Consider the following 22,766-nt stretch of genomic DNA (forward strand, 5'->3'; position numbering starts at 1 on the left):
TCATGCAGAGAATAGAGATAAAAGCAGACCAGTTTTTCGAATTATTAAAATTAAAAGATACCTCAATGTGGGAAATTTTCTCGCAAATGCTTGATGGAAACGAAAAAGAAATCATCTTTTTAGATAATGAAGACAAGATACTTTTCAATTACATTTTGCCATCAACACAAGAAAAGCTAGAAGAGGATAGAAAAGAATTTTCTAAACAATTTTCAGAAAAACTGACAAACTTGAATTAAAAAGAGAACATAAAAGAACATCATTCTGAACAAAAATGAAGTGAAGAATCTACAAATTTCTGAGATTCTTCCTTCGTCAGAAGGATATTCCTTATACTTATCTCAAAAAATCGTCAATTGTTTTCTTTGTTTCAGCGACGTCGTGTACTCTCAAAATTTTCGCTCCTTGCTGTAAAACTTTTAGATGAAGTTTCTGAGTTTCTGCATTAATTTCCAAAGGTGATTTTCCAAGAGGTTTGTATATAAAAGATTTTCTTGAAATCCCAATTAATAAAGGAAATTTCCCTAATCCCAAATACTTCACCTCATCAATCATTTTCATTTGGTCTTCAATTGTTTTTCCAAAACCAAAACCCGGGTCTAAAATAATATCTGTAACTCCTTTCTCTAAAAGTTCATTGGTTTTTTCAGAAAAATATTGATTAATTGAAAGTATAATATCTTCATATTCTATCTTTTCATGCATCGTTTCATAGGAAGGGTTTATATGCATCAGAATATAAGGAAGTTTAGTTTCTGCCGCTGTGTCAAACATTTTATCATCATAATAACCTCCGGAAATATCATTAATAATATCAATACCTTCATTAAACCCGAACTTTACAGTTTCCGAGTAAAATGTATCTAATGAAATAAGTGTTTGAGGAAATTCTTTTTTGATTTGAGAAATTATATTTCCAATTCTCTTGATTTCTTCTTCACAACTTAAAAATTCGGCATTAGGACGTGTTGATTGAGGACCAATGTCAATAATTTCTGCTCCTTCAGCAATTAATTTTTCAGCATGTTGAAGTGCCTGTTTTTCATTATTAAATTTACCTCCATCCGAAAAAGAATCAGGGGTAAGATTGAGAATACCCATAATCTTCGGAGAAGATAAATCCACAAGTCTTCCGTTGCAGTTTATTGAATGAAAATTAATAGATGATAAATGATTTTGCATATTACAAAAATACTAACTTCTAGCTTCTCATCTCTATTTCTGCTCAAAAAACTAAGCACTGATTCCTACTACCTAAAAGCTATTTCGTATATTTGAAAGATTAAGAGAATTTATGCTAAAAACATCAGTACAGTTCGAGAAAGTTATCAATGAATGTCGTGATTTATTCAGTAAAAAATTAAAAGATTACGGCGCAGCTTGGAGGGTTTTGAGACCAAGTTCAATCACGGATCAGATTTACATAAAAGTCAACAGAATCCGTACCTTACAAATGACTGATAAAAAAATGGTGGATGAAAGCGAAGAAGAAGAGTTCATCGCTATCGTCAACTACTCTATTATCGGGCTTATTCAGCTTGAAAAAGGTCTTTCAAACGACTTCAATGAAAATACTGAAGAAATCTTGAAACTTTATGACAAATACGCCAAAGAAGCACAAGCTTTAATGGAAAGAAAAAACCATGATTACGGTGAAGCGTGGAGAGATATGAGAATTTCTTCAATTACAGATTTGATTTACCAAAAAGTTTTAAGAACAAAACAAATTGAAGATAATCAAGGAGTTACTATTATATCTGAAGGTTTAGATGCTAATTATTTCGATATGCTGAACTATGCTGTTTTTTGCTTAATAAAATTTTCAGAAAAAATAAACAATTTCGAACCAAAAAATATTTAATATGCTTAAAGGATTATTACGCTTTATTATTGCTGTTATTTTCATCCTTTCGGGGTTTGTAAAAGCCGTAGATTTGGTCGGTTTTTCTTTCAAAATGGAAGAATACTTCTCTCCTACCGTTTTCAATATGCCGTTTTTTGAAAAATTTGCACTGCTTTTTTCAATAATTGTAGTGGTTTTAGAGCTTTTACTGGGCTTTATGCTTTTATTAAAACTCAAACTAAAGTTCTCAATTTCAGCATTAATTGTGCTTTGTATTTTCTTTGGATTTCTTACTTTTTATTCTGCCTATTTCAATGTAGTTACAGATTGCGGATGTTTCGGAGATGCTATTAAATTCACACCTTGGCAAAGTTTTATCAAAGATATCGTCCTTTTATTTGGTTTAATTATCTTATTTCTTCTTTATAAAAACGAGTTCAAGAAAAAAGATGATTATTCTGTCGACCAAAAAGAATCTTCAAGTAAATTCAAATATATCCTTTTCGGTATTTTTTCTTTAGTAATGATTGGCATTATGAGCTACGGAATTGCTCAGGAACCCATCATTGATTTCCGTGATTATAAAATCGGGACAGATTTGAAGGCTGAAAAAGAAAAAATTGCTAAAAATCCTTCTGAATATAAAACTTTTTACTCCCTTAAAAATCAGAAAACAGGCGAAATTTTAAAAGTAAACCAAGATGATTACATCAATGAAACAAAATATTGGGAAGAAGGTTCACCTTGGAAAATTGAGGAAGGAAAAAACGAATCTGTTATGGTAAAAGAAGGTTATCAATCTGAAATTGTGAAGTTTAAAATTGAAGATCCATCCGGACTTGAACTTACCAACGAAATCATCAATGCCCCAAAAGCTGTTTTGGTTTTCTCTTATCATCCAAAAGAGGTTTCTGCTGAAATGATTCAGAAGATTGAAAATAAAATAAAAACAGAAAAAGCTGTTGTTTACGGAGTTTCAACAGATCCTAACACTTTTAAGACAATCAAAAATGCAATGATGGACGGAACAGCCATCAAAACTATTGCAAGAAGCAATCCGTTCGTTTTAACGATACAAAACGGAAAAATTGTAGATAAACAACCTGCAAAAAATTATATTAAATAAATCTAATAGTAAAACTCAACTTTTAAACTAACATTAATGCAAAAATCAAATAAACCAATTGCCGGATATCACTTATTAATGATTCTTTCTTCCGTAGACGGAGAATTTGCACCTGAAGAAGGAATGCTTATTCAGCAATATTTAGCAGATGAATTTCCTTTCAGAATGAATCTTGATAACGAACTGGAAACTTTAGCTTTATTAAAACCCGAAGAATGGAAAGATCACTTTGAATTTCATGCACGTTGTTTTCTTGATGATTCTATAGAAGAAGAACGTGTAAAGTTTGTACAATTTGCTAAATCTCTGATAAAAGCTGATAACACAGTAACCGATGAAGAGCATACATTCTATAAACTTTTGAAAAATCTTTGGAAGCTAGATTAAGATACCAAGAACAATATACATATGAAAAAGTTTTATTTATCACTTTTAATAATGAGTTCAGCAACATTTCAGTCTCAAAAATTTCCAGACCTTAAAGCTCCGGTAGCCGAAAAGCAGGAACATATAAGAGACATACACGGAGATAAAGTAAACGATCCCTACTACTGGATGATTGATTATTTCAAAAAAGGAAAAGATTCTACCAAAGTTGTGGATTATCTGAAAGCAGAAAATACCTATTGGCAAGGTATGATGAAAGATACAGAACCTTTCAGAGATAAGCTTTTTCAGGAAATGAAAGCCAGAATTAAGGAAAAAGATGAATCTGTTCCGGTTTTCAAAAACGGTTACTATTATTATACCCGTACAGAAACAGGAAAACAATATTTCAAATATTGCCGAAAAAAAGGTAATCTTACAACTCCCGAGGAAATTCTTTTGGATGTAGACCAACTTGCTGAAGGTCATGCTTATTACTCTGCTTCAGGTTTCAGCATAAGTCCTGATAATACCAAAATGATTTATGGAGTGGATGATGTATCAAGAAGACAATATAAATTATTTTTAAAAGATTTTTCAACAGGGAAAACCACTGACTTAGGTATTAAAAACACTACAGGTTCTGCAACTTGGGCAAATGATAACAAAACTATTTTCTATACAGGAAAAAACCCTGAAACACTTTTAACAGAGAAAATTTTCAGACATACTCTGGGAACTGACTCTTCTAAAGATGTCTTGGTGTATGAAGAAAAAGACAAAACCAATTACATAGGAGTTGGAAAGTCTAAGAATGACAAATTCATTATGATTTATTCCGGTGCTACAACTTCCTCAGAAACAAGATATATAAGTGCTGATGACCCCAATGGAACATTCAAAGTTTTTCAGCCAAGAATGAAAGATGTTTTGTATGATGTAACTCCTTTGGAAGATAAATTTTTAATTACAACCAACAAAGATGCTCTTAACTTTAAGGTAATGGAATGTCCTTTGGATAAAACCGGTGTTGAAAACTGGAAAGATTTCATTCCACATAGAAAAGATGTCTTAATGGAAGGAATCAGTGAGTTTAAAAATTATCTTGTTTTCAGCGAAAGACAAAACGGACTTTCTCAATTAGTCATTTTTGACAGAAAAACAGGTAAAAAAGAGTTTTTAAAATTCGATGAAGCGGCTTACACCGTTTATCCATCAGGAAATCCTGAATACAATACCGATAATTTCAGATTCGGATATACTTCCATGATTACTCCTAGTTCTCAATACGAACAGGATTTAAAAACAGGAAAAAGAACCTTGCTAAAGCAACAGGAAGTTTTAGGAGGTTACAATAAAGAAAATTATGTAACCGAAAGACTATTTGCTATAGCAAAAGACGGAACTAAAATTCCGATTTCCATTGTTTATAAAAAAGGATATAAAAAAGACGGAAACAACCCTCTTCTACTCTATGCTTATGGTTCTTACGGAAATTCTATGGATGCAACATTTAGTAGCGGAAGATTAAGCCTTTTAGATAGAGGTTTTGCTTATGCGATTGCTCATATTCGTGGCGGACAGGAAATGGGAAGACAATGGTATGAAGACGGTAAAATGATGAAAAAGAAAAATACTTTTACCGATTTCATTGATTGTGGAGAATATTTAGTTAAAGAAAAATACACTTCACCTAAACATTTATACGCACAAGGAGGAAGTGCAGGAGGCCTTTTGATGGGAGCTGTTGCCAATATGAGTCCCAATCTTTGGAATGGTGTTATTTCCCAAGTTCCGTTTGTAGATGTTGTTAATACAATGCTTGATGAAAGCATTCCGTTAACTACCAACGAATATGACGAATGGGGAAATCCTAATAACAAAGATGCATATTTCTATATGAAATCTTATTCTCCTTATGAAAATATCGAGAAGAAAAACTATCCAAATATATTAGTAACCACAGGTTTACACGATTCTCAGGTGCAATATTTCGAACCTGCGAAATGGGTTGCAAAACTGAGGGATATGAAAACTGACAAAAATGTATTATTACTAAAAACAGACATGGATTATGGTCACGGTGGAGCATCCGGAAGATTTGATTATCTGAAAGATGTTGCTTTAGTGTATGCATTCATGTTTAAATTGGAAGGAATTAATCAGTAAACATCACGCAGATTTTACAAATTTTGCAGATTAGCCAATGACAGAAAATGAAATTTCTTATATCGTCCGAAAATGTATATTCAATTCAATGTTTATAACCAATTAGGACCAGGCTTACTCGAATCTATTTACCATAGAATTTTAATCTATGAACTAGAAGAGAATGGATTAAATGTAAAATCTGAGGTCATATTACCTGTTTATTATGACAATAAAAAATTTGATTTAAACTTTAAGATTGATATATTGGTAGAGGACAAAGTAGTTTTAGAATTAAAATCCATAAAAGAATTAGAAGCAATTCACTATAAACAACTTTATACCTATTTAAAATTGTCTGACAAGAAGTTAGGACTACTTATTAATTTTAATACTACAAATATTCTGAATAATATAAAGAGAGTCGTAAACAATCTTTAAAATCTGCTAAATCAAAAAAATCTGCGAGAGAAAAAAGAAATAAAAAATAAATTTAGATAATTAGTAAAACTATGAGAAAAAAAATCGTTGCAGGAAACTGGAAAATGAACAAAAATGTAATTGATGCACAACAATTAATGATTCAATTACTTAGTTATAAAAATAATAATGCTACTAACTGTGAAGTTTGGATTGCTCCTCCTTCTTTGTATTTGATGATGGCAAAAGACATCTTCGAAAAAGATGAAATCGGAGTATTTTCTCAGGATATGAGCGAACATGAAAGTGGAGCTTATACAGGAGAACTTTCAGCAGATATGTTAGAATCTATCGATGTAAACGGTTCTTTAATAGGACATTCTGAAAGAAGACAATATCATGGTGAAACAGATTCTCACTGCAACAGAAAAATTAAATTAGCTTTAGACAAAGGTCTTACTCCTGTTTATTGTAACGGAGAGACTCTTGAACAGAGAAAAGCAGGACAGCATCTTGAAGTTGTTAAAAATCAAACAGAAGTTGCTCTTTTCACTCTTTCTGCAGAAGAAATTAAAAAAGTAGTAATCGCTTACGAACCGGTTTGGGCAATCGGAACAGGAGAAACAGCTACCCCGGAACAAGCTCAGGAAATCCATGCACATATCAGAAATATTATCGCTGCAAAATATGGTCAGGAAGTTGCGGATGAAATTTCTATCCTTTATGGAGGTTCTGTGAAACCTGATAACGCAAAAGAAATTTTCTCTCAGCCTGATATTGATGGAGGATTAATCGGTGGAGCAGCTCTGAAACTAGAAGATTTTTCTAAAATCATTGAGGCTTTTAATTAAAAAAAATATTTTGTTAGATCAAAAATATGAAGAAATTTATTTTTCTATTTTTTGGAATACTTTTGTTTGATATTATCTACGTTTTTGTATATGATCAGTTTTTAATTGATATAAAGCCAGATTACTTGAGATATCCTTTATTTTTAATAAAATATCTAGCAAGTTCTCCGGTAATTTTCTTCAATCAGTTATTACCGTTCTATGCCCCAATTCCATTTTATCAATCAATATTAGCATTAATTGGAAACGTTTTTCTACAGACTTTTTTGATCTATACAATTTTCTTTAAGAAGAGAAAAAGCCAATAAAACTTGAAATAAAATTCGGCGGCATCGAAGATGCCGCCGAATTTTATTTCAAGTTTTAAAACTATTATTTTTCTTTAGATCTCTGTAAAACTTCATCTACCATTCCATATTCCTTAGCTTCGGTAGAGGTCATCCAATAATCTCTATCAGAAGATTTCTCCACCCAGTCATAAGTCTGTCCTGAATGTTCAGAAATAATGTCATAAAGCTCTTGCTTTAATTTCAACATCTCTCTTAAGTTGATTTCCATATCAGAAGCTACACCTTGAGCACCTCCTGAAGGCTGGTGAATCATCACTCTTGAATGTTTAAGAGCAGAACGCTTTCCTTTTTCCCCTGCAACAAGTAAAACAGCTCCCATTGAAGCGGCAATACCTGTACAAATTGTTGCTACATCAGGTTTAATAATCTGCATTGTATCATAAATTCCTAAACCTGCGTAAACACTTCCTCCAGGAGAATTGATGTAAATCTGAATATCTTTTGAAGGATCTGCACTTTCTAAAAATAACAACTGTGCTGTTACGATATTAGCCACCTGATCATCAATTCCTGTTCCTAAGAAAATAATTCTGTCCATCATCAAACGAGAAAAAACGTCCATTTGCGCTACGTTTAATCTTCTTTCTTCCATGATGTACGGAGTTAAATTTGTAGGTCCATACATTCCCATATACTGATCGGTTACCAACCCGTTATTTCCTAAATGCTTTACAGAAAAATCTCTGAATTCTTTTTTAATGTCCATATTTCTATTGGTATTATTTTAAATTTTTACAAAATGTAAATTACAACTTTTATTCCTAAAATTTTATAAGACTTTTTGTCACAGAAAAATAAATTGCTTGTCCCTATTCTATCTCATTCTATCCCCATAAATTCCTTTAATTGGCGAATATTCAATAATATTACTTAGACGAATCGAAGCCTGTTTTAGTAAACTGATTTTTTGAATAAGCTCATAATATTTCACCTCATCTACATTCCCCAATTCCTTAGCCGTTTCTTTAATCAAATAATCAATATATCGATATTTATGCAACAAAACATCACCTTTTATTTGTTCAGCCACTTTATCTCCATAATTTGGAGGATAAATATTTCTAGAAGCCCAGTTTTCAAGATCATCAAGAGGGATTAATGCATCTACTACTTTTGAGGTAATTTCCTCATCCATAAAAGTCACAAAAAACTTACCACTTCTGAGTTCTTCTTTTTGAATACCTTCTTTTATCTGATTAATGATAATTTCGTTACTTTCTACAAGGAACTGATACTGTTCCTCTTCAAAATGATTAAGAATTTCTTCAATCACTGTAATTTGATAGTCACCATTTTTCTCATCAAATCTTTTCAAAACAACATCTCCAAACATCAACATATGATCGACAAGCTTATTCTCCATAAATAACACATCATATAAAAAAGGGTCACTTTTTTCCTCATCTAAAGGAACGACCTCCATTTTCACAGGAGTACTTTCCTTCTGTTGCTGACTATGCTGATTCTGATTTTGTATTATTTGTTTCTGAACATCCAATTCATTAAACAAACTTTGTTCAGACAATCCGAATTTATTTGAAACTTCCTTTAAATAAACCTCTCTTTTTAAAGCATTCTTTACAAACCCAACAGATTTAACGATATCTCTGATGGCTTCAGCTTTTTTAATCGGGTCGTTTCCAACCTCTTTAAGTAAAATTTCAGCTTTAAAATCAATAAAATCCATCGCCTGATTTTCGATGAATTTTTCCACATATTCCTGTGGATGTTTTCGGGCAAAAGAATCCGGGTCATCACCATCCGGAAAAAGAAGAACACGAATATTCATTCCTTCCGACAAAAGCATATCAATACTTCGGAAACTGGCTTTAATTCCTGCATTATCTCCATCAAAAAGTATCGTTACATTTTCTGTAAGCCTTTTGATAAGTTTAATTTGCTCTGTCGTTAAAGAAGTTCCCGAACTTGCTACAACATTTTCAATTCCGGACATATGGAGTGAAATCACATCCATATAGCCTTCTACCAAAAGACAGGCATTCTTTCTCGAAATCGCTTGTTTACTTTGGTTTAAGCCATAAAGAACATTCGATTTATGATAAATTTCCGTCTCCGGAGAATTGAGATATTTTGCAGTTTTTACGTTATTCTTTAAAATTCTCGCTCCAAAACCAAGCACTCTCCCCGAGAAACTATGAATCGGAAAAATTACCCTTTCTCGAAAACGGTCAATTCCATTAGGAGCGTTTTCAGGGAAAATTGAAAGACCCGATTTTTCTAAAATCTCCTTTGAGTATCCCTTTTCTAAAGCAAATTCCGTAAAAGCATTTTTCTTTTCAGGAGAATATCCAAGCTGGAACTTTTTGATGATATCATCTTTAAGTTCACGCTCTTTAAAGTACGAAAGACCAATTGCTTTACCTTCTTCATTTTCCCATAAGAAACTTTGGTAGTAATTATTAGCAACCTCATGTATTTTATAAAGCAAATCCCTTTCAGACTGGGCATTTTTAGCTTCTTCTGAAAACTCACGCTGATCTTCTTCTATTTCAATCCCATATTTCTTTGCAGCATGACGAAGTGCTTCAGGATAAGTGAAATTTTCGATTTCCATTAAAAAAGAAATCGCTGTACCTCCTTTCCCTGTTGAGAAATCTTTCCAAATCTGTTTGCTTGGTGAAACTATAAAACTCGGAGACTTTTCATCATGAAACGGACTGAGTCCCTTAAAATTAGACCCGGCTCTCTTCAACTGCACATATTCTCCCACAATCTCTTCTACACGGATTGTTGAGAATATTTTATCTATGGTCTGCTTGGAAATCATGCTGTAAAAATAGGCAATTTATAGAAATTTTAACTGTAAATGCCTACGTTTAAATCTTTAATTATATTAAAATTTTGATTATAAATCACTTTGTTTAATTATTTTTGAAAAAAATATTTAAGCCTTCTATTTTTAAAGTTTTATGAAGTATTTAAAAATAATTTCAATTGCATTCTTTTCTATCTTAGTTCTTTTGATTTTATATATTGAATTTGGGGGAAGATATATTTTAAATACAACTGATAAACGTATAATTACTTGGCATATAAGAAGCAGTGAACAACTGCCAACAAACTTCTATAACTTCTATGATATTGTCTATCCCAATTCCTTATCTGATAATTCTTGGAATTTAATTTTTAACACTTTACTAAATCCAAATACTCAAAGAAAGAGTTGCCCATGCAATCAGTTGGCATATAGACTGTTTCTTACTTTAAATACCAAAAATAAATCGGCAATAGACTACTTTCTAATTGCAAGATATATAGAGCATAGATACAGCCAAAAAGATTGTCTGAATTTTAATTTTAGCAACTTTGACTTTCTGGAAAACAGAAAAGGGATAAAAAATATCTCCCAATCATTCTTCAATAAAGAAGCTAAAGATTTACGACCGTTAGAAATGGGAGAAATACTTGCTCTGTATGAAAATCCTGTGAAAAATAATAGAAACAGAAACCCAGAAAGAGCAAAAACAAGAGCAAAATATTTTTATAATTTATATATACAAAATTCAAATAAATAATGAATTATTCAATACATAAAATCGAAGACTGGCAATCAATTGTTGAACAAATACTTCCTCAGCTTAACCATAATATTCTCCTATTAAAAGGGAATTTGGGTGCGGGAAAAACAACTTTCACTCAATTTTTGCTTAAAAATTTAGGAAGCGAAGATGAAGTAAACTCTCCAACTTACTCAATTGTAAATGAATACAATACACCAAAAGGAAAGATTTATCATTTTGATTTATACCGTTTAAAAAATATTGAAGAAGTTTATGATATCGGAATTGAGGAATACCTAGACAATGCTTTTCTTTGTATTATCGAATGGCCAGAGGTTTACGAGGATGAGCTTTACGGACTTAAGTATCATGAAATGAACATTGTAAACACAGGAGATAGCAGAGAAATTACTTTCGATTAAATATTATGTATCTTTGCTATAGAATTCGATTGTAAAATAATTATCTCTAAGACATAATTTTTAATTAAGGATGAGCACTACTAATATTTTTACTCCTTTCACTGAAGAGGAACTGATGCCGAAGGAAGAAAAATTGGAGGTTATCAAGAAAGGCAAACAATTCAGTATAGGAATTCCGAAAGAAACCTGTCTAAACGAAAGAAGAACTTGTATCACTCCGGATGCTGTACAGGTTTTGGTAGAACATGGTCACGAAATTATTATAGAATCTGGAGCAGGACAAGGCTCATTTTTTACAGATTTACAGTATTCTGAATCAGGAGCAAAAATTACAAACGACCCAAAAGAGGCTTTCGGACAAGACTTAATCCTTAAAATAAACCCTCCTACTGAAGACGAAATAGACTATATGAAACCCAATACCTATTTGGTTTCAGCACTTCAAATAAATCTTAGAGATAAAGACTATTTTTTAAAACTTGCAGAGAAAAAAATCAATGCCATTGCTTTTGAATTTATAGTTGATGAATACAAGCAATTGTCTTTGGTAAGACTTGTCGGAGAAATCGCAGGAACGGTTTCCATTTTGTACGCTTCCGAATTATTAGCCTTATCCAATGGTTTAATGCTTGGAGGAATTACAGGAGTAAGACCTGCCGAAGTTGTCATTTTAGGAGCCGGAATCGTTGGCGAATTTGCAACAAAAGCAGCAATCGGTTTAGGAGCAAGTGTAAGAGTTTTTGACAACTCTCTTTCAAAACTAAGAAGACTTCACACCCTTGTTGACAGCAGAGTTCCGACATCAATTATCGACCCTAAAGAATTAAAGAAAGCTCTGAGACGCGCAGACGTTGTTATCGGAGCACTTCCAAGATTAAATATGACACCGATTGTGACCGAAGACATGGTCATGAAAATGAAAAAAGGAAGCGTAATTATCGATATTACTATTGATAACGGAAAAGTAATAGAGACATCAGAATTGACAACCATGGAAGACCCTTACATCATAAAACATGGGGTCATTCATTGTGGGCTTCCAAATCTTACATCCAGGATGCCAAGAACTACAACAAAAGCAATTTCTAACTTCTTTCTTTCCTATATTTTAAATTATGATGAAGAAGGTGGTTTCGAAAATATGCTGGTTCGCAAAAACGAGATGAAACAGAGCCTTTATATGTACAAAGGAAGACATACCAAGAAAATAATCTGCGACCGCTTCGGACTTACTTATCATGATATCAATCTTTTAATTTTCTAATGAAAAAACTGAAATTTTACTTAATTGGTCTCGTTCCGGGATTACTTATCGTATTTTTTATATTAAACAAAAAAGGGGCTAGCTGCAGCGGTTATCTTCCCAACAGTCGAGTAATTGCAGAAACCCTTTCAAAAGAATTCAAATATTCCGAATCTTTTCAAACGGAAATGAATACGCTGAAAATAAATGAAAAATTTTTAAAAGACAGCATCATTACCAACGGAAAAGTAGATTTTGAAAGAAGTAATGCACAGAAAAAGCCGTGTCCTGACTATGTTTTGACCTATCCAGAGAAAAATCCAACCTACGAAATCACATTTGAAAAATGCGAGGAAAATGCAACTCTAAAAACTCTAAAAAAGCTTAAATAGCCATTTTGATGGAAGGCAATTACTACATGATTCAAGATTATATGATATTCATTGGAGTATTTGCTATTTTTTTGTTTTTAACGGTAAGTATTTATTTATTCAATCAAAATCAGAAATTTAAAAAAAGAAATTCTAATCTTTTAGAAACTAACAAAATAATTGAACAAAGATTAAATGAAGTTCAGCTTGAGCATATTGGCACAAAGCTCAATCCTCATTTGTTTAAAAATATCTTGAATTCTGTTCAGTCACATGCCTATCAGACGTATATGTCATTAGATAAACTGGCAAATGTTCTGGATTATATTCTGTACGAAAGCAATAATAAATTTGTAAGCCCGAAAGATGAATTAAATTTTGCCTTAAGCCTTATCGAAATCAATAAAATTAAGATAAATCCACTTTTTGATTTTAGAATTAAATCAAAAATTGATAAATCTGATTCTATTTACGAAGAAAAAGTCTTCGCACCTTTAATTTCTGTTGACCTTATCGAAAATGCCTTTAAACACACCGATTTTTTAGCTCAGGATTCATTCATTTCAATTCATTTAGAACTTGAAAACAGAATTTTTGTAATGAAAGTGAGCAATAAAGCCTCACTAAAACATGTTCTTGAAAAAGAGCACAGCGGTTTTGGCAGTGAATCGCTCGACCAAAGGCTAAAAATGATTTATAATACTTATTATTCACTTCAAAAAAGTTCAAAAAACGGTATCTTCACGGCTGAATTAAAAATCGACTTGGGCAAATTCTATGATAAAATGCGTTATTCTTGACGACGAATTATTAGCAATAAGCTACCTGAAACTTCTATGTGAACAAATTGAAGACGTAGAAGTTGTAAAAGCATTCAATGACCCTAAAATATTTTTAAACGAAATTGAAAATATTGATTGTAACCTTTGTATTTTAGATATAGAAATGCCCGGAATGAATGGTTTACAGGTTGCAAAGTTGATTTCTGATTCAAAAAAAATCATTTTTACAACTGCTTATAAAGAATATGCTGCTGATGCTTTTGACTTGAATGTAGTAGATTACGTAAGAAAACCTATCAAAAAAGAAAGGTTGATTCAGGCATTTGAGAAAGCAAAAGAACTAATTCAAAACTCTCAGAAAAAAGATTTTATAGAATGGAATACCAATATCGGTAAAACCATTATTTTCACAGAACAAATTGCTTATATCACAACCTCAGAAATTGACAGTCGGGATAAAGATGTCATTTTAGGAGACGGAACAAGCTTTGTTTTAAAAAATCTTAGCTTAAAATCCCTTCTTGAAATGCTTCCTGCTAAAGATTTTGCTCAGGTTAATAAAAAAGAAATTATTGCCCTGTCTTATATCAAAGCCTTTTCAAACAATGAAATTATTTCAACCATTTCAGTGGATGGAGAACATTTTTTAAGACTACAAATTGGTGAAGCTTATAAACATTCATTAATTGAAATGTTTGGAAAATAACTTATTTCATTTTCGCCTTATTTTGGCAATGAGCTTTTTATGAAATAGTTTTCATTACATTATTTATGAGATTCATTACATTTTAGAAAAAACCATACTTATCATAACTATATTCTCACCAACTTTGTATCACAATAACGGAATTATGAATTTGGGGAAATATAGAAATATTATTTTTTACATTGTCACAATAGTTGTTTTTTCTTGTTTGATGTATTTTTTCATCATAGAAGGGCAAACTCTTGAAATCAAAGAAAACATAGTGGCAAAAACCAACAATGAATCTAGTTGGGAAAACTTCCTTGAATCTTTCAAGATAAATCTTCATCATCCATTAGCGTTATTATTGGCACAAATTGTAACCATTATTTTGGTCGCAAGATTTTTCGGATGGATTTGTGTAAAAATAAAACAGCCCGCTGTAATCGGAGAAATGATTGCAGGTATTGTTTTAGGGCCATCATTAGTAGGAATGTATTTTCCTGAATTTTCGGCATTTCTCTTTCCTAAAGAATCTTTAGGTAACTTACAGTTTCTTAGTCAAATAGGCCTTATTTTATTCATGTACATCGTTGGTATGGAATTGGATTTGAGTGTTTTAAGAAAAAAAGCTCACGATGCTGTTGTAATCAGTCATGCAAGTATTATTATTCCTTTTGCTTTAGGAATTGGGCTTTCTTACTTTATTTATCAGGAGTTTTCACCTGATGGAGTTCAATTTACTTCTTTCGCTCTGTTTATTGCAATTTCAATGAGTATCACTGCATTCCCGGTGCTTGCAAGGATAGTTCAGGAAAGGAATCTTCAAAAAACCAAACTCGGAACCGTTGTTATTACTTGTGCAGCAGCAGATGATATTACAGCCTGGTGTATTTTAGCCGCAGTAATTGCCATAGTAAAAGCTGGTTCTTTTGAGAGTTCTATTTTTGTGATTATCATGGCAATAGCTTATGTTTTTTTCATGATTAAGATTGTAAGACCTTTTTTAAAAAGAATCGGAGATTTACAGGCAGGAAAAAATACCATCAGCAAACCAATGGTTGCCATTTTCTTCCTAACATTAATTCTTTCGGCTTATGTAACAGAAGTCATTGGTATTCACGCATTATTCGGAGCATTTATGGCAGGGGCTATTATGCCTGAAAATGCAAAATTCCGTACACTTTTCATTGATAAAGTTGAAGATGTTGCATTAGTACTTTTACTTCCGCTATTTTTTGTTTTTACAGGACTTCGTACCCAAATCGGGTTATTGAATGACAGTCATTTATGGATGACGGCAGGGTTTATTATTCTAACTGCAGTTGTGGGAAAATTTGTAGGAAGTGCTTTAGCCGCCAAATTCTTAGGAACCAACTGGAAAGATAGCTTAACAATCGGAGCTTTAATGAACACAAGAGGTTTAATGGAACTGATTGTATTAAATATTGGCTATGATTTAGGAGTTTTAGGTCCGGAAATATTTGCAATGCTTGTCATTATGGCTCTTTTCACCACTTTTATGACAGGACCTGCTTTAGATATTATTAATTATATTTTCAAATCAAATAAAAGCGGACTTGACCAGTCTCAGTATGAAAATGATTCTAAATACAGGGTTCTACTTTCATTCGACAATCCTGAATCAGGAAGTACTCTATTGAAACTTGCCCATGATTTCACCAATAAAATGAATGGAAACAAAAGCATTACAGCTATGAATATTGCTCCTGTAAACGAAATTCATGCTTATGATATTAACGAATACGAAAATGAACAATTCAAAAATGTAATAGACACTTCGCATGAGCTTAATTTGAAAATTACTACCCTTTTCAAAGCTTCGAATGATATAGAAAATGACTTGACAAGTATATCCAACAAAGGTAATTATGATTTACTTCTAATCATGCTTGGGAAATCTATGTACGAAGGCAGTTTATTGGGAAGACTACTCGGTTTTACAACGAAAATTATTAATCCTGAAAAACTTTTAAATACCGTAAAAGGCAAAAGCTATATTTTCAACAGTTCTCCTTTTGACGATTTTACCTTACAGATTTTAGACAAAACTCATATTCCCGTAGGTGTATTGGTAGAAAAAGGATTCAAATCTGCTGATAAAGTTTTTGTTCCTATTTTCAATCTAAGTGATTTTTATTTGCTTGAATATGCGAAAAGACTGATTAATAACAACAATTCTCAAATCATTATTTTAGACGCTGCAGGACAGATAAGAAACAATGTTGAAATAAAGGAACTCATCAGAAGCATCGAACAAGTTGCCCCAAACCATATTACATTATATAATGAGAAAAAGATTGAAAAGGAGTTTTTGAATTCACAAGATTTAATGTTGATCAGCAGTAAAAGCTGGAAAGGTCTGATTGATAAGAAAAGCCTTTGGTTATCAGACATCCCGTCAACTTTAATCATTAGTAATCCTTGATTTTATTTAACAGTTAATTTGAATAATTAAAACTAAGTTTCTATCTTTTTCAATTTCAATTAGAAAAAAATTATTACCTTCGCATGGTGATTACAAATAGTGCAACATATTATTATAGAATTTTTAACTCAAATCTGGGATAAGGATTCTTATGTATATAAATCAAAACCTCGTCCTAGGACGGGGTTTTTTTATTTTAAATTTAAAAAAATGAAAATAAGTATTATTGGTGTAGGATTAATCGGAGGTTCAATTGGTTTGAAGTTAAAAGAAAAAGGAATCGTAGATTTCATTTATGGAATTGATAACAGTAATAAGCACCTTGACGAAGCTTTAGACTTAAAAATAATTGATGCAAAAGTAGACTTAGAATACGGGATCAAAAATTCGGATTTAATTATCCTTGCGATACCCGTAGATTCTGCAAGAAAACTGCTTCCAACAGTTTTAGATTTAATTTCAGAAAGCCAAATCGTTATGGACGCTGGTTCTACAAAAGCAGGAATTGTAGCAGGAGTAAAAAATCACCCTAAACGTTCAAGATTTGTAGCTTTCCATCCAATGTGGGGAACCGAAAACAGTGGTCCTAAATCTGCCATTTCAGATAGTTTTTCCGGAAAAGCCGGAGTTATTTGCAATAAAGAAGAATCTGCTGAAGACGCTTTACAATTGGTTGAAAAAATTGTTGAAAGTCTTGATATGCATTTAATTTATATGAATGCGGAAGACCATGATGTTCATACCGCCTATATTTCGCATATTTCACATATTACTTCGTATGCTTTAGCCAATACCGTTTTAGAAAAGGAAAGAGAAGAAGAAACTATTTTTCAGTTGGCAAGTTCGGGTTTTTCGAGTACAGTTCGTTTAGCAAAATCACACCCTGAAATGTGGGTTCCTATCTTCAAACAAAATAAAGAAAATGTACTGGATGTATTGAATGAACATATTTCTCAGCTTAGAAAATTCAAATCTGCTTTAGAAAAAGAAAATTTTGAATATTTGGAAGAATTGATTTCTAATGCCAATAAAATAAGAGGAATTTTAGATAAGTAAATTGCTTTAGTGTAAAAGCAATTTACTTATTTTATTTAAAAATTAAAACTTCATCATCATTCCAACTCCGTTTCCATCATTAACTACATAGTAATTTGGACTAAACTTTCTTGCATCAGAATTTTGATAATTTCTAATTGAATTTTTCATTTGAGAATTGCCTGCAATTTTCATTATAAGCCCTGCTCCAGCTACGCCCAACCCAATAATCAAAGGTACTGATGAACCTTTTTTCGATTCACCGCTTGATTTCACTTCATTAGCACTAGATAAATTTGAAATTCCGCCAATCAGGAAAGTAGCACCACCTCCTATAATAAAAACAGTACCAACATCACTCAAACCTTTCCCTCTTTTATACTTTAAATCATTTTCTTTAAGATAATTTTTGATATCTCTCATTGAAGTCAATTTCTCGGACTTTTGAGTGTTTAAAATTCCTGAATTTGAATTCTGAACAACTGTAGCATTCTCATTTTCTTCAATACTTTTGATAGAATTATCATATAAAAATTCCTCTGAGTCTGTTTGAGCATTTTTGTATGTGACCTTACCTTTTTCGTATTTCAAATCTTTATAAACAATTTTTGTATTATTCTGTGTAACAATTATTCCTTTTGATGATGTTGCAGGAATCTGAATCTGAGAATAAACAGCCATAGAAGCTACCGCAAAAAATAGTGTAAAAGTTTTTTTCATATTATTAATAAAATGTCTGCGGCAAAAATATCTGTTTTTATTAATATCACAAATTATTTTTTAACATTCAGGAACATTTACAGCAATTGCTAAACCTCCTTCTGATGTTTCTTTGAATCTGTCACTCATAGACAAAGCCGTTTCCCACATTGTCTGAATAACCTCGTCCAAAGTTACTTTTGCTTTTGTAGGATCACTTTCTAATGCAATATTTGCAGCAGTAATAGCTTTTATAGCCCCCATCGTATTTCTTTCAATACACGGAATCTGCACCAAACCTTTAATGGGATCACAAGTAAGACCCAAATGATGTTCCATTGCAATTTCAGCCGCCATAAGAACCTGACCTACACTTCCTCCTAAAATCTCAGTAAGACCTGCTGCTGCCATTGCTGAAGAAACTCCGACTTCCGCCTGACAACCTCCCATTGCAGCAGAAATTGTAGCATTTTTCTTAAATAAAGTTCCAATTTCTCCGGCAACCAATAAAAACCTCACAATATCATCTTCACTTGTAAAAGGAGTAAAAGCCTGAGAATACATTAGCACAGCCGGAATAACTCCGCTCGCCCCATTTGTAGGTGCTGTAATAATTCTTCCGAAACTTGCATTCTCTTCATTCACAGCCAATGCAAAACATGCAATCCATTTATTAATATTGGTGAAATTTTCCTCTGCATCAACCACAAGCTGAAACCATTCCTCTTTATTTTTATAAATTTTGTCTCCTAAAAGTTTTCTGTTCATTCCAGCCGCTCTTCTTGTAACATTCAAACCTCCCGGAAGAATTCCTTCTTTATTTACACCTTTATAAATACATTCTTTGATTTGTTGCCAGATATAAAGCGCTTCCTGTCTTGTTTCTTCTTGAGTTCTCCAACTCTCTTCATTTATTAAAATTAAATCTGAAACTCTATTAAAACCAAGTTTATCACAATATTTTACAATATCTGACGATTTATGACAAGGATATAATGTGCGAACACAATGTTTTTGGATAGATTTCTTTTCCTGACTCATAATAAAACCTCCTCCCACAGAATAAAAATCCTGAACAAGCTCGGTTCCATCTTCAAAAATAGCTTTGAAAATCATTCCGTTAGGATGGTAATCGAGAGATTTTTCCATATTCAAAACCAGATGATGTCCATAAATAAATGGTATTTCTTTTTCACCTCCCAGATTAAGAATTTGAGACGTTTTTATTTTTTCAACTTTCTCATCAATCTTGGTTGTATCAATAGTTTTAAAATCTTCTCCGTTTAGACCTAACATTCCGGCAATATCGGTTCCGTGTCCAATTCCTGTTTTAGCCAAAGAACCAAAAAATTCAAGAAAAACTTCTTTTACCTCATCTATTGATCGCTCTCTTTTTATAATTCTTATAAATGCTGCAGCGGCATTCCATGGTCCCATCGTATGTGAACTCGACGGACCTATCCCTACTTTAATAATCTCAAAAACCGATATTGATTCCATATAAACAATTAACCATTTTCTTCAAGACAAAGATACATGATAAATTGAATAAAAATCTTTTCTAAAGAAGTAAAAAGTAAGAGATTGAATTAATAATTTTTAACTTAAACTTTCCTCATGCTGAGAAATATCAAGCCCTAATTCTTCGGACTCTTCAGAAACTCTTAAAGTGATTATAGCATTTGTGATTTTATATAAAAGTAAAGAGCCAAAAAAAGTAAAAAAAGACACTAAAAATAAAGCTATCATATGATGAGAAAACACTTCTAACCCACCATGAAGGAGACTCGCATTTTCCCCATGAGCAAAAATAGCAGTGAGAATCATACCCATAATTCCGCCAACACCATGACAAGCAAAAACATCTAATGTATCATCAATTGTTTTTAAAGCCTTCCAATTCATCATTGTATTAGAGACAATTGCAGAAATAAAACCTATAAAAAGACTTTCTGAAATTGTAACAAAACCACATCCCGGAGTAATAGCAACCAAACCTACAACTGCACCAATACAAGCTCCCATAGCCGAAATTTTCCTGTTATTAATTCTATCGAAAAATATCCATGTCATCATTGCAGAAGCTGAAGCTATTGTAGTAGTTCCGAAAGCAGATGCAGCCGTTGCATTTGCAGCCAGAGCAGAACCTGCATTAAACCCAAACCATCCAAACCACAACATTCCTGTTCCAAGAAGTACAAAAGGAATATTGGAGGGTTCATGGTGAGGCTTTTTTCTTTTTCCAAGAACTAAAGCTCCCGCCAAAGCAGCAAAACCTGCACTCATATGTACAACTGTTCCGCCTGCGAAATCTTTCACTCCAAAATATTTATTTAAAAGCCCGTCAGGATGCCAAACCATATGACAAAGTGGTGTATAAATAAAAATACTGAAAAGCACCATGAATAAAAGATAAGATATAAAACGTACTCTTTCAGCAAACGAACCTGTAATCAAAGCTGGAGTAATAACGGCAAATTTCATTTGAAATAAAGCAAAAAGAACAAAAGGAATGGTAGAAGCCATCATTTTATGAGGCAAAACACCTACTCCATGAAAAAAAGGATAGCTTAAAGGATTCCCGATTATCCCGTAATGTTCTCCATTTATTGTAAATCCCATAGAATCTCCAAATGACAGTGAAAAGCCCACGATTATCCATAAAATAGATATCACACCCAAAGCTATAAAACTTTGAAGCATAGTAGAAATAATATTCTTTTTCCCTACCATTCCTCCATAAAAGAAAGACAATCCGGGAGTCATTAAAAGTACCAATCCTGCAGCAGCCAAGATCCATGCAACATCCGCACCCACAATATTATCTTCTGATAAAAAATCATCGGATTCTACAACTTGAGGAAAAAACGCATCAAAAAACAACCCTCCTATTGAAATTAACGTAATGATTGCAAAAGAAACAATCCATTTTAGTCCTATTTTCATAAAATTATCAATTTAACCCCTTAAAATTAAACATAAATTTTATAAAAAACCAAAAATTTACAATCAACCCCATATTTTTTCAACAAAAAAATATAAAATTAATTTTTAAACAAACACCTCCCCTATAATTTTAGACACTTCATTGTATTTTGTAGCAGGAAAAAGATGAGTACCCCCTTTTATTACATAATCAGGTTTTGAGTTTTTAATCGGAAAAACAATATCTCTATCCGCCAAAATCTGAATAACACCAGGAGTTTCTTCAAATTTCCATTCTGATATTTTCTCGATTGACCATTTTAAATAATATGGGTCTTTTACTCTGAAATATTGTAAAACTTTAGGATTTTTAGAGTCAAAAAACTTTCTTAACACTCCATAAATACGAGTTGTTTTATCATTAAAGAAAGTAACAGGAAGTATTTTGGGGATTTTTGTAATCTCTCCGGCTTTTATCAATTTAGATTTTTCTTTATCAGATTTAATACTTCCTAAAATCACTACTTTTTCAGCAGGTTTTATTTTATTAATCTCCTGAACAATAATTCCTCCAAAAGAATATCCCAACAAACAGAAAGGTTCACTTGTATCAATTTTTGAAGCCATTCTTTCTACATATGACGAAAATTCTTCATCTTTCTGTGGAATCAACCAATCTATAAATACAATTTCATGTTTTTCAGGGAATTTTAACTTTTCTAAAACTTTAAAATCTGCCCCTAATCCACTTACTATATAAATCTTCATATTAATAAAATAAAAAGCATTTTGAGGATATTTTTAAATAAGATTATCTCTCAACTTTTAAACAAAATAAACAAAAAATGAGCAATTAAAAAACTGCTCATTGAATATTTGTAAAGATATCTTTCCTATTTCTTTTTTACAGGAACTCTGTTTTCGTTGTCCAATTTTTCTGTTGAAATTTTGAACTGAATATCCATTTCATTTTTGATGAAATAATCTTTCAAAGAAGACTGATAGAATACTTTGAAATCTCTTCTGTTTAATGAGAATTTAGCAGATTCAATCACTACTGTAAACTGCGTGATATAAACATTCGCAGGGAAAGAAATCGTTTTTCTTACTCCTTTAATTGTTACATCTCCATATACTGTAGAATTGTACTCACTGTTTGCTAATGGTATAATTTTAGTCAAGTGAAATTTTGCAGTCGGGAATTTTTTAACTTCAAAAAAGTTTGTGCTTTTCAAATCATTAGTAAGCTTTACCTGATCTTCATCTGAAACATCTCCGGCCATCAAACTTCTCATATCAATAATAAATTCACCATCAATCATTACCGTTTTATCAAAGTTGAATTTACCACTTTTAAGTTTCACCGTACCTGAATGTGAAGAAGCCTCAGTTTTCACAACTTTATATCCCCACCATCTAATCTCCGATGAGGTAACTTTTACCACCTTATCACCTTTCTTTTGAGCAAAAACAAATGATATGCAGGTACACATCATAGCAAACAATAGTAATCTTTTCATTCTTTTTTAT

The 22,766-nt window shown here is 32.1% G+C and carries 23 protein-coding genes; 15 read left to right on the forward strand and 8 right to left on the reverse strand.

The genetic code is table 11. From position 1 onward, the window contains the following. Positions 1-2: 2 nt before the first annotated feature. A complete protein-coding gene (locus tag OH806_RS08050) occupies positions 3-239 on the forward strand; it encodes a hypothetical protein (protein ID WP_264743166.1) in 237 nt (78 codons plus the stop codon). 97 nt (positions 240-336) lie between these two features. Here OH806_RS08050 and folP read toward each other — a convergent pair whose 3' ends face one another. Further along, complete coding sequence (gene folP / locus OH806_RS08055) at positions 337-1,182, reverse strand: dihydropteroate synthase (protein ID WP_264743167.1); 846 nt, start codon at positions 1,180-1,182, stop codon at positions 337-339. A gap of 112 nt (positions 1,183-1,294) precedes the next feature. Between folP and OH806_RS08060 the strand changes: the two genes are divergently transcribed. The 6 genes from OH806_RS08060 to tpiA all read left to right on the forward strand — a co-directional run bounded on the left by OH806_RS08060 (position 1,295) and on the right by tpiA (position 6,754). After that, entirely contained in the window at positions 1,295-1,861 is a 567-nt protein-coding gene (locus OH806_RS08060; protein WP_264743168.1) for a DUF1599 domain-containing protein, read from the forward strand. A 1-nt stretch (position 1,862) separates the two neighbouring features. Further along, positions 1,863-2,969, forward strand: coding sequence for a BT_3928 family protein (locus OH806_RS08065; protein ID WP_264743169.1), 1,107 nt, complete (start codon positions 1,863-1,865; stop codon positions 2,967-2,969). A 36-nt stretch (positions 2,970-3,005) separates the two neighbouring features. Next, positions 3,006-3,356, forward strand: a complete 351-nt coding sequence (locus OH806_RS08070; protein ID WP_264743170.1) for a tellurite resistance TerB family protein — start codon at positions 3,006-3,008, stop codon at positions 3,354-3,356. A 21-nt stretch (positions 3,357-3,377) separates the two neighbouring features. Further along, positions 3,378-5,504, forward strand: coding sequence for a S9 family peptidase (locus tag OH806_RS08075; protein ID WP_264743171.1), 2,127 nt, complete (start codon positions 3,378-3,380; stop codon positions 5,502-5,504). 72 nt (positions 5,505-5,576) lie between these two features. Then, complete coding sequence (locus OH806_RS08080) at positions 5,577-5,924, forward strand: GxxExxY protein (RefSeq protein WP_319804092.1); 348 nt, start codon at positions 5,577-5,579, stop codon at positions 5,922-5,924. Positions 5,925-5,995: 71 nt separating this feature from the next. Further along, positions 5,996-6,754 (forward strand): triose-phosphate isomerase, encoded by a 759-nt coding sequence (tpiA, locus tag OH806_RS08085; RefSeq protein WP_264743172.1) that lies wholly within the window; start codon positions 5,996-5,998, stop codon positions 6,752-6,754. A gap of 372 nt (positions 6,755-7,126) precedes the next feature. Here the strand turns inward: tpiA and clpP are convergent, their stop codons facing one another. Continuing rightward, positions 7,127-7,810, reverse strand: a complete 684-nt coding sequence (clpP, locus tag OH806_RS08090; protein WP_264743173.1) for an ATP-dependent Clp endopeptidase proteolytic subunit ClpP — start codon at positions 7,808-7,810, stop codon at positions 7,127-7,129. Positions 7,811-7,918: 108 nt separating this feature from the next. Further along, positions 7,919-9,892 (reverse strand): DNA primase, encoded by a 1,974-nt coding sequence (gene dnaG, locus OH806_RS08095; protein WP_264743174.1) that lies wholly within the window; start codon positions 9,890-9,892, stop codon positions 7,919-7,921. 142 nt (positions 9,893-10,034) lie between these two features. On the opposite strand from dnaG, the gene OH806_RS08100 reads away from it, so the two are divergent. The 8 genes from OH806_RS08100 to OH806_RS08135 all read left to right on the forward strand — a co-directional run bounded on the left by OH806_RS08100 (position 10,035) and on the right by OH806_RS08135 (position 17,633). After that, entirely contained in the window at positions 10,035-10,640 is a 606-nt protein-coding gene (locus OH806_RS08100) for a transglycosylase domain-containing protein (RefSeq protein WP_264743175.1), read from the forward strand. Next, complete coding sequence (gene tsaE, locus OH806_RS08105) at positions 10,640-11,047, forward strand: tRNA (adenosine(37)-N6)-threonylcarbamoyltransferase complex ATPase subunit type 1 TsaE (RefSeq protein ID WP_264743176.1); 408 nt, start codon at positions 10,640-10,642, stop codon at positions 11,045-11,047. The genes OH806_RS08100 and tsaE overlap by 1 nt, the downstream gene beginning before the upstream one ends. Positions 11,048-11,117: 70 nt before the next feature. Then, complete coding sequence (locus OH806_RS08110) at positions 11,118-12,311, forward strand: alanine dehydrogenase (RefSeq protein WP_264743177.1); 1,194 nt, start codon at positions 11,118-11,120, stop codon at positions 12,309-12,311. Further along, the gene (locus OH806_RS08115; RefSeq protein ID WP_264743178.1) at positions 12,311-12,682 is read left to right on the forward strand and encodes a hypothetical protein; all 372 of its coding nucleotides are present in this window, start codon (positions 12,311-12,313) and stop codon (positions 12,680-12,682) included. Before OH806_RS08110 ends, OH806_RS08115 begins: the two co-directional genes overlap by 1 nt. An 8-nt stretch (positions 12,683-12,690) precedes the next feature. After that, a complete protein-coding gene (locus OH806_RS08120) occupies positions 12,691-13,461 on the forward strand; it encodes a histidine kinase (RefSeq protein WP_264743179.1) in 771 nt (256 codons plus the stop codon). Beyond that, positions 13,439-14,149, forward strand: coding sequence for a LytR/AlgR family response regulator transcription factor (locus OH806_RS08125; protein WP_264743180.1), 711 nt, complete (start codon positions 13,439-13,441; stop codon positions 14,147-14,149). Before OH806_RS08120 ends, OH806_RS08125 begins: the two co-directional genes overlap by 23 nt. Before the next feature lie 151 nt (positions 14,150-14,300). Next, a complete protein-coding gene (locus OH806_RS08130; RefSeq protein ID WP_264743471.1) occupies positions 14,301-16,577 on the forward strand; it encodes a cation:proton antiporter in 2,277 nt (758 codons plus the stop codon). A 210-nt stretch (positions 16,578-16,787) separates the two neighbouring features. Beyond that, a complete protein-coding gene (locus tag OH806_RS08135; RefSeq protein ID WP_264743181.1) occupies positions 16,788-17,633 on the forward strand; it encodes a prephenate dehydrogenase in 846 nt (281 codons plus the stop codon). A 42-nt stretch (positions 17,634-17,675) separates the two neighbouring features. On the opposite strand, the gene OH806_RS08140 is transcribed toward OH806_RS08135, so the two are convergent. The 5 genes from OH806_RS08140 to OH806_RS08160 form a co-directional block, all read right to left on the reverse strand. Further along, positions 17,676-18,332, reverse strand: a complete 657-nt coding sequence (locus OH806_RS08140; protein ID WP_264743182.1) for a hypothetical protein — start codon at positions 18,330-18,332, stop codon at positions 17,676-17,678. Positions 18,333-18,392: 60 nt separating this feature from the next. Next, complete coding sequence (locus tag OH806_RS08145; RefSeq protein WP_264743183.1) at positions 18,393-19,811, reverse strand: L-serine ammonia-lyase; 1,419 nt, start codon at positions 19,809-19,811, stop codon at positions 18,393-18,395. 99 nt (positions 19,812-19,910) lie between these two features. Then, on the reverse strand, positions 19,911-21,257 hold the full coding sequence (locus OH806_RS08150; RefSeq protein ID WP_264743184.1) for an ammonium transporter: 1,347 nt from the start codon (positions 21,255-21,257) through the stop codon (positions 19,911-19,913). A 105-nt stretch (positions 21,258-21,362) separates the two neighbouring features. Then, positions 21,363-22,004 carry an alpha/beta hydrolase gene (locus OH806_RS08155; protein WP_264743185.1) on the reverse strand — a complete coding sequence of 214 codons (642 nt, stop codon included), beginning with the start codon at positions 22,002-22,004 and terminating at the stop codon, positions 21,363-21,365. A 125-nt stretch (positions 22,005-22,129) separates the two neighbouring features. Continuing rightward, on the reverse strand, positions 22,130-22,756 hold the full coding sequence (locus OH806_RS08160; protein ID WP_264743186.1) for a YceI family protein: 627 nt from the start codon (positions 22,754-22,756) through the stop codon (positions 22,130-22,132). Between the last annotated feature and the right edge of the window lie 10 nt (positions 22,757-22,766).

Origin of the sequence: Chryseobacterium oryctis, from assembly GCF_025971925.1 — a bacterium.
GTDB classification, from domain to species: domain Bacteria; phylum Bacteroidota; class Bacteroidia; order Flavobacteriales; family Weeksellaceae; genus Chryseobacterium; species Chryseobacterium oryctis.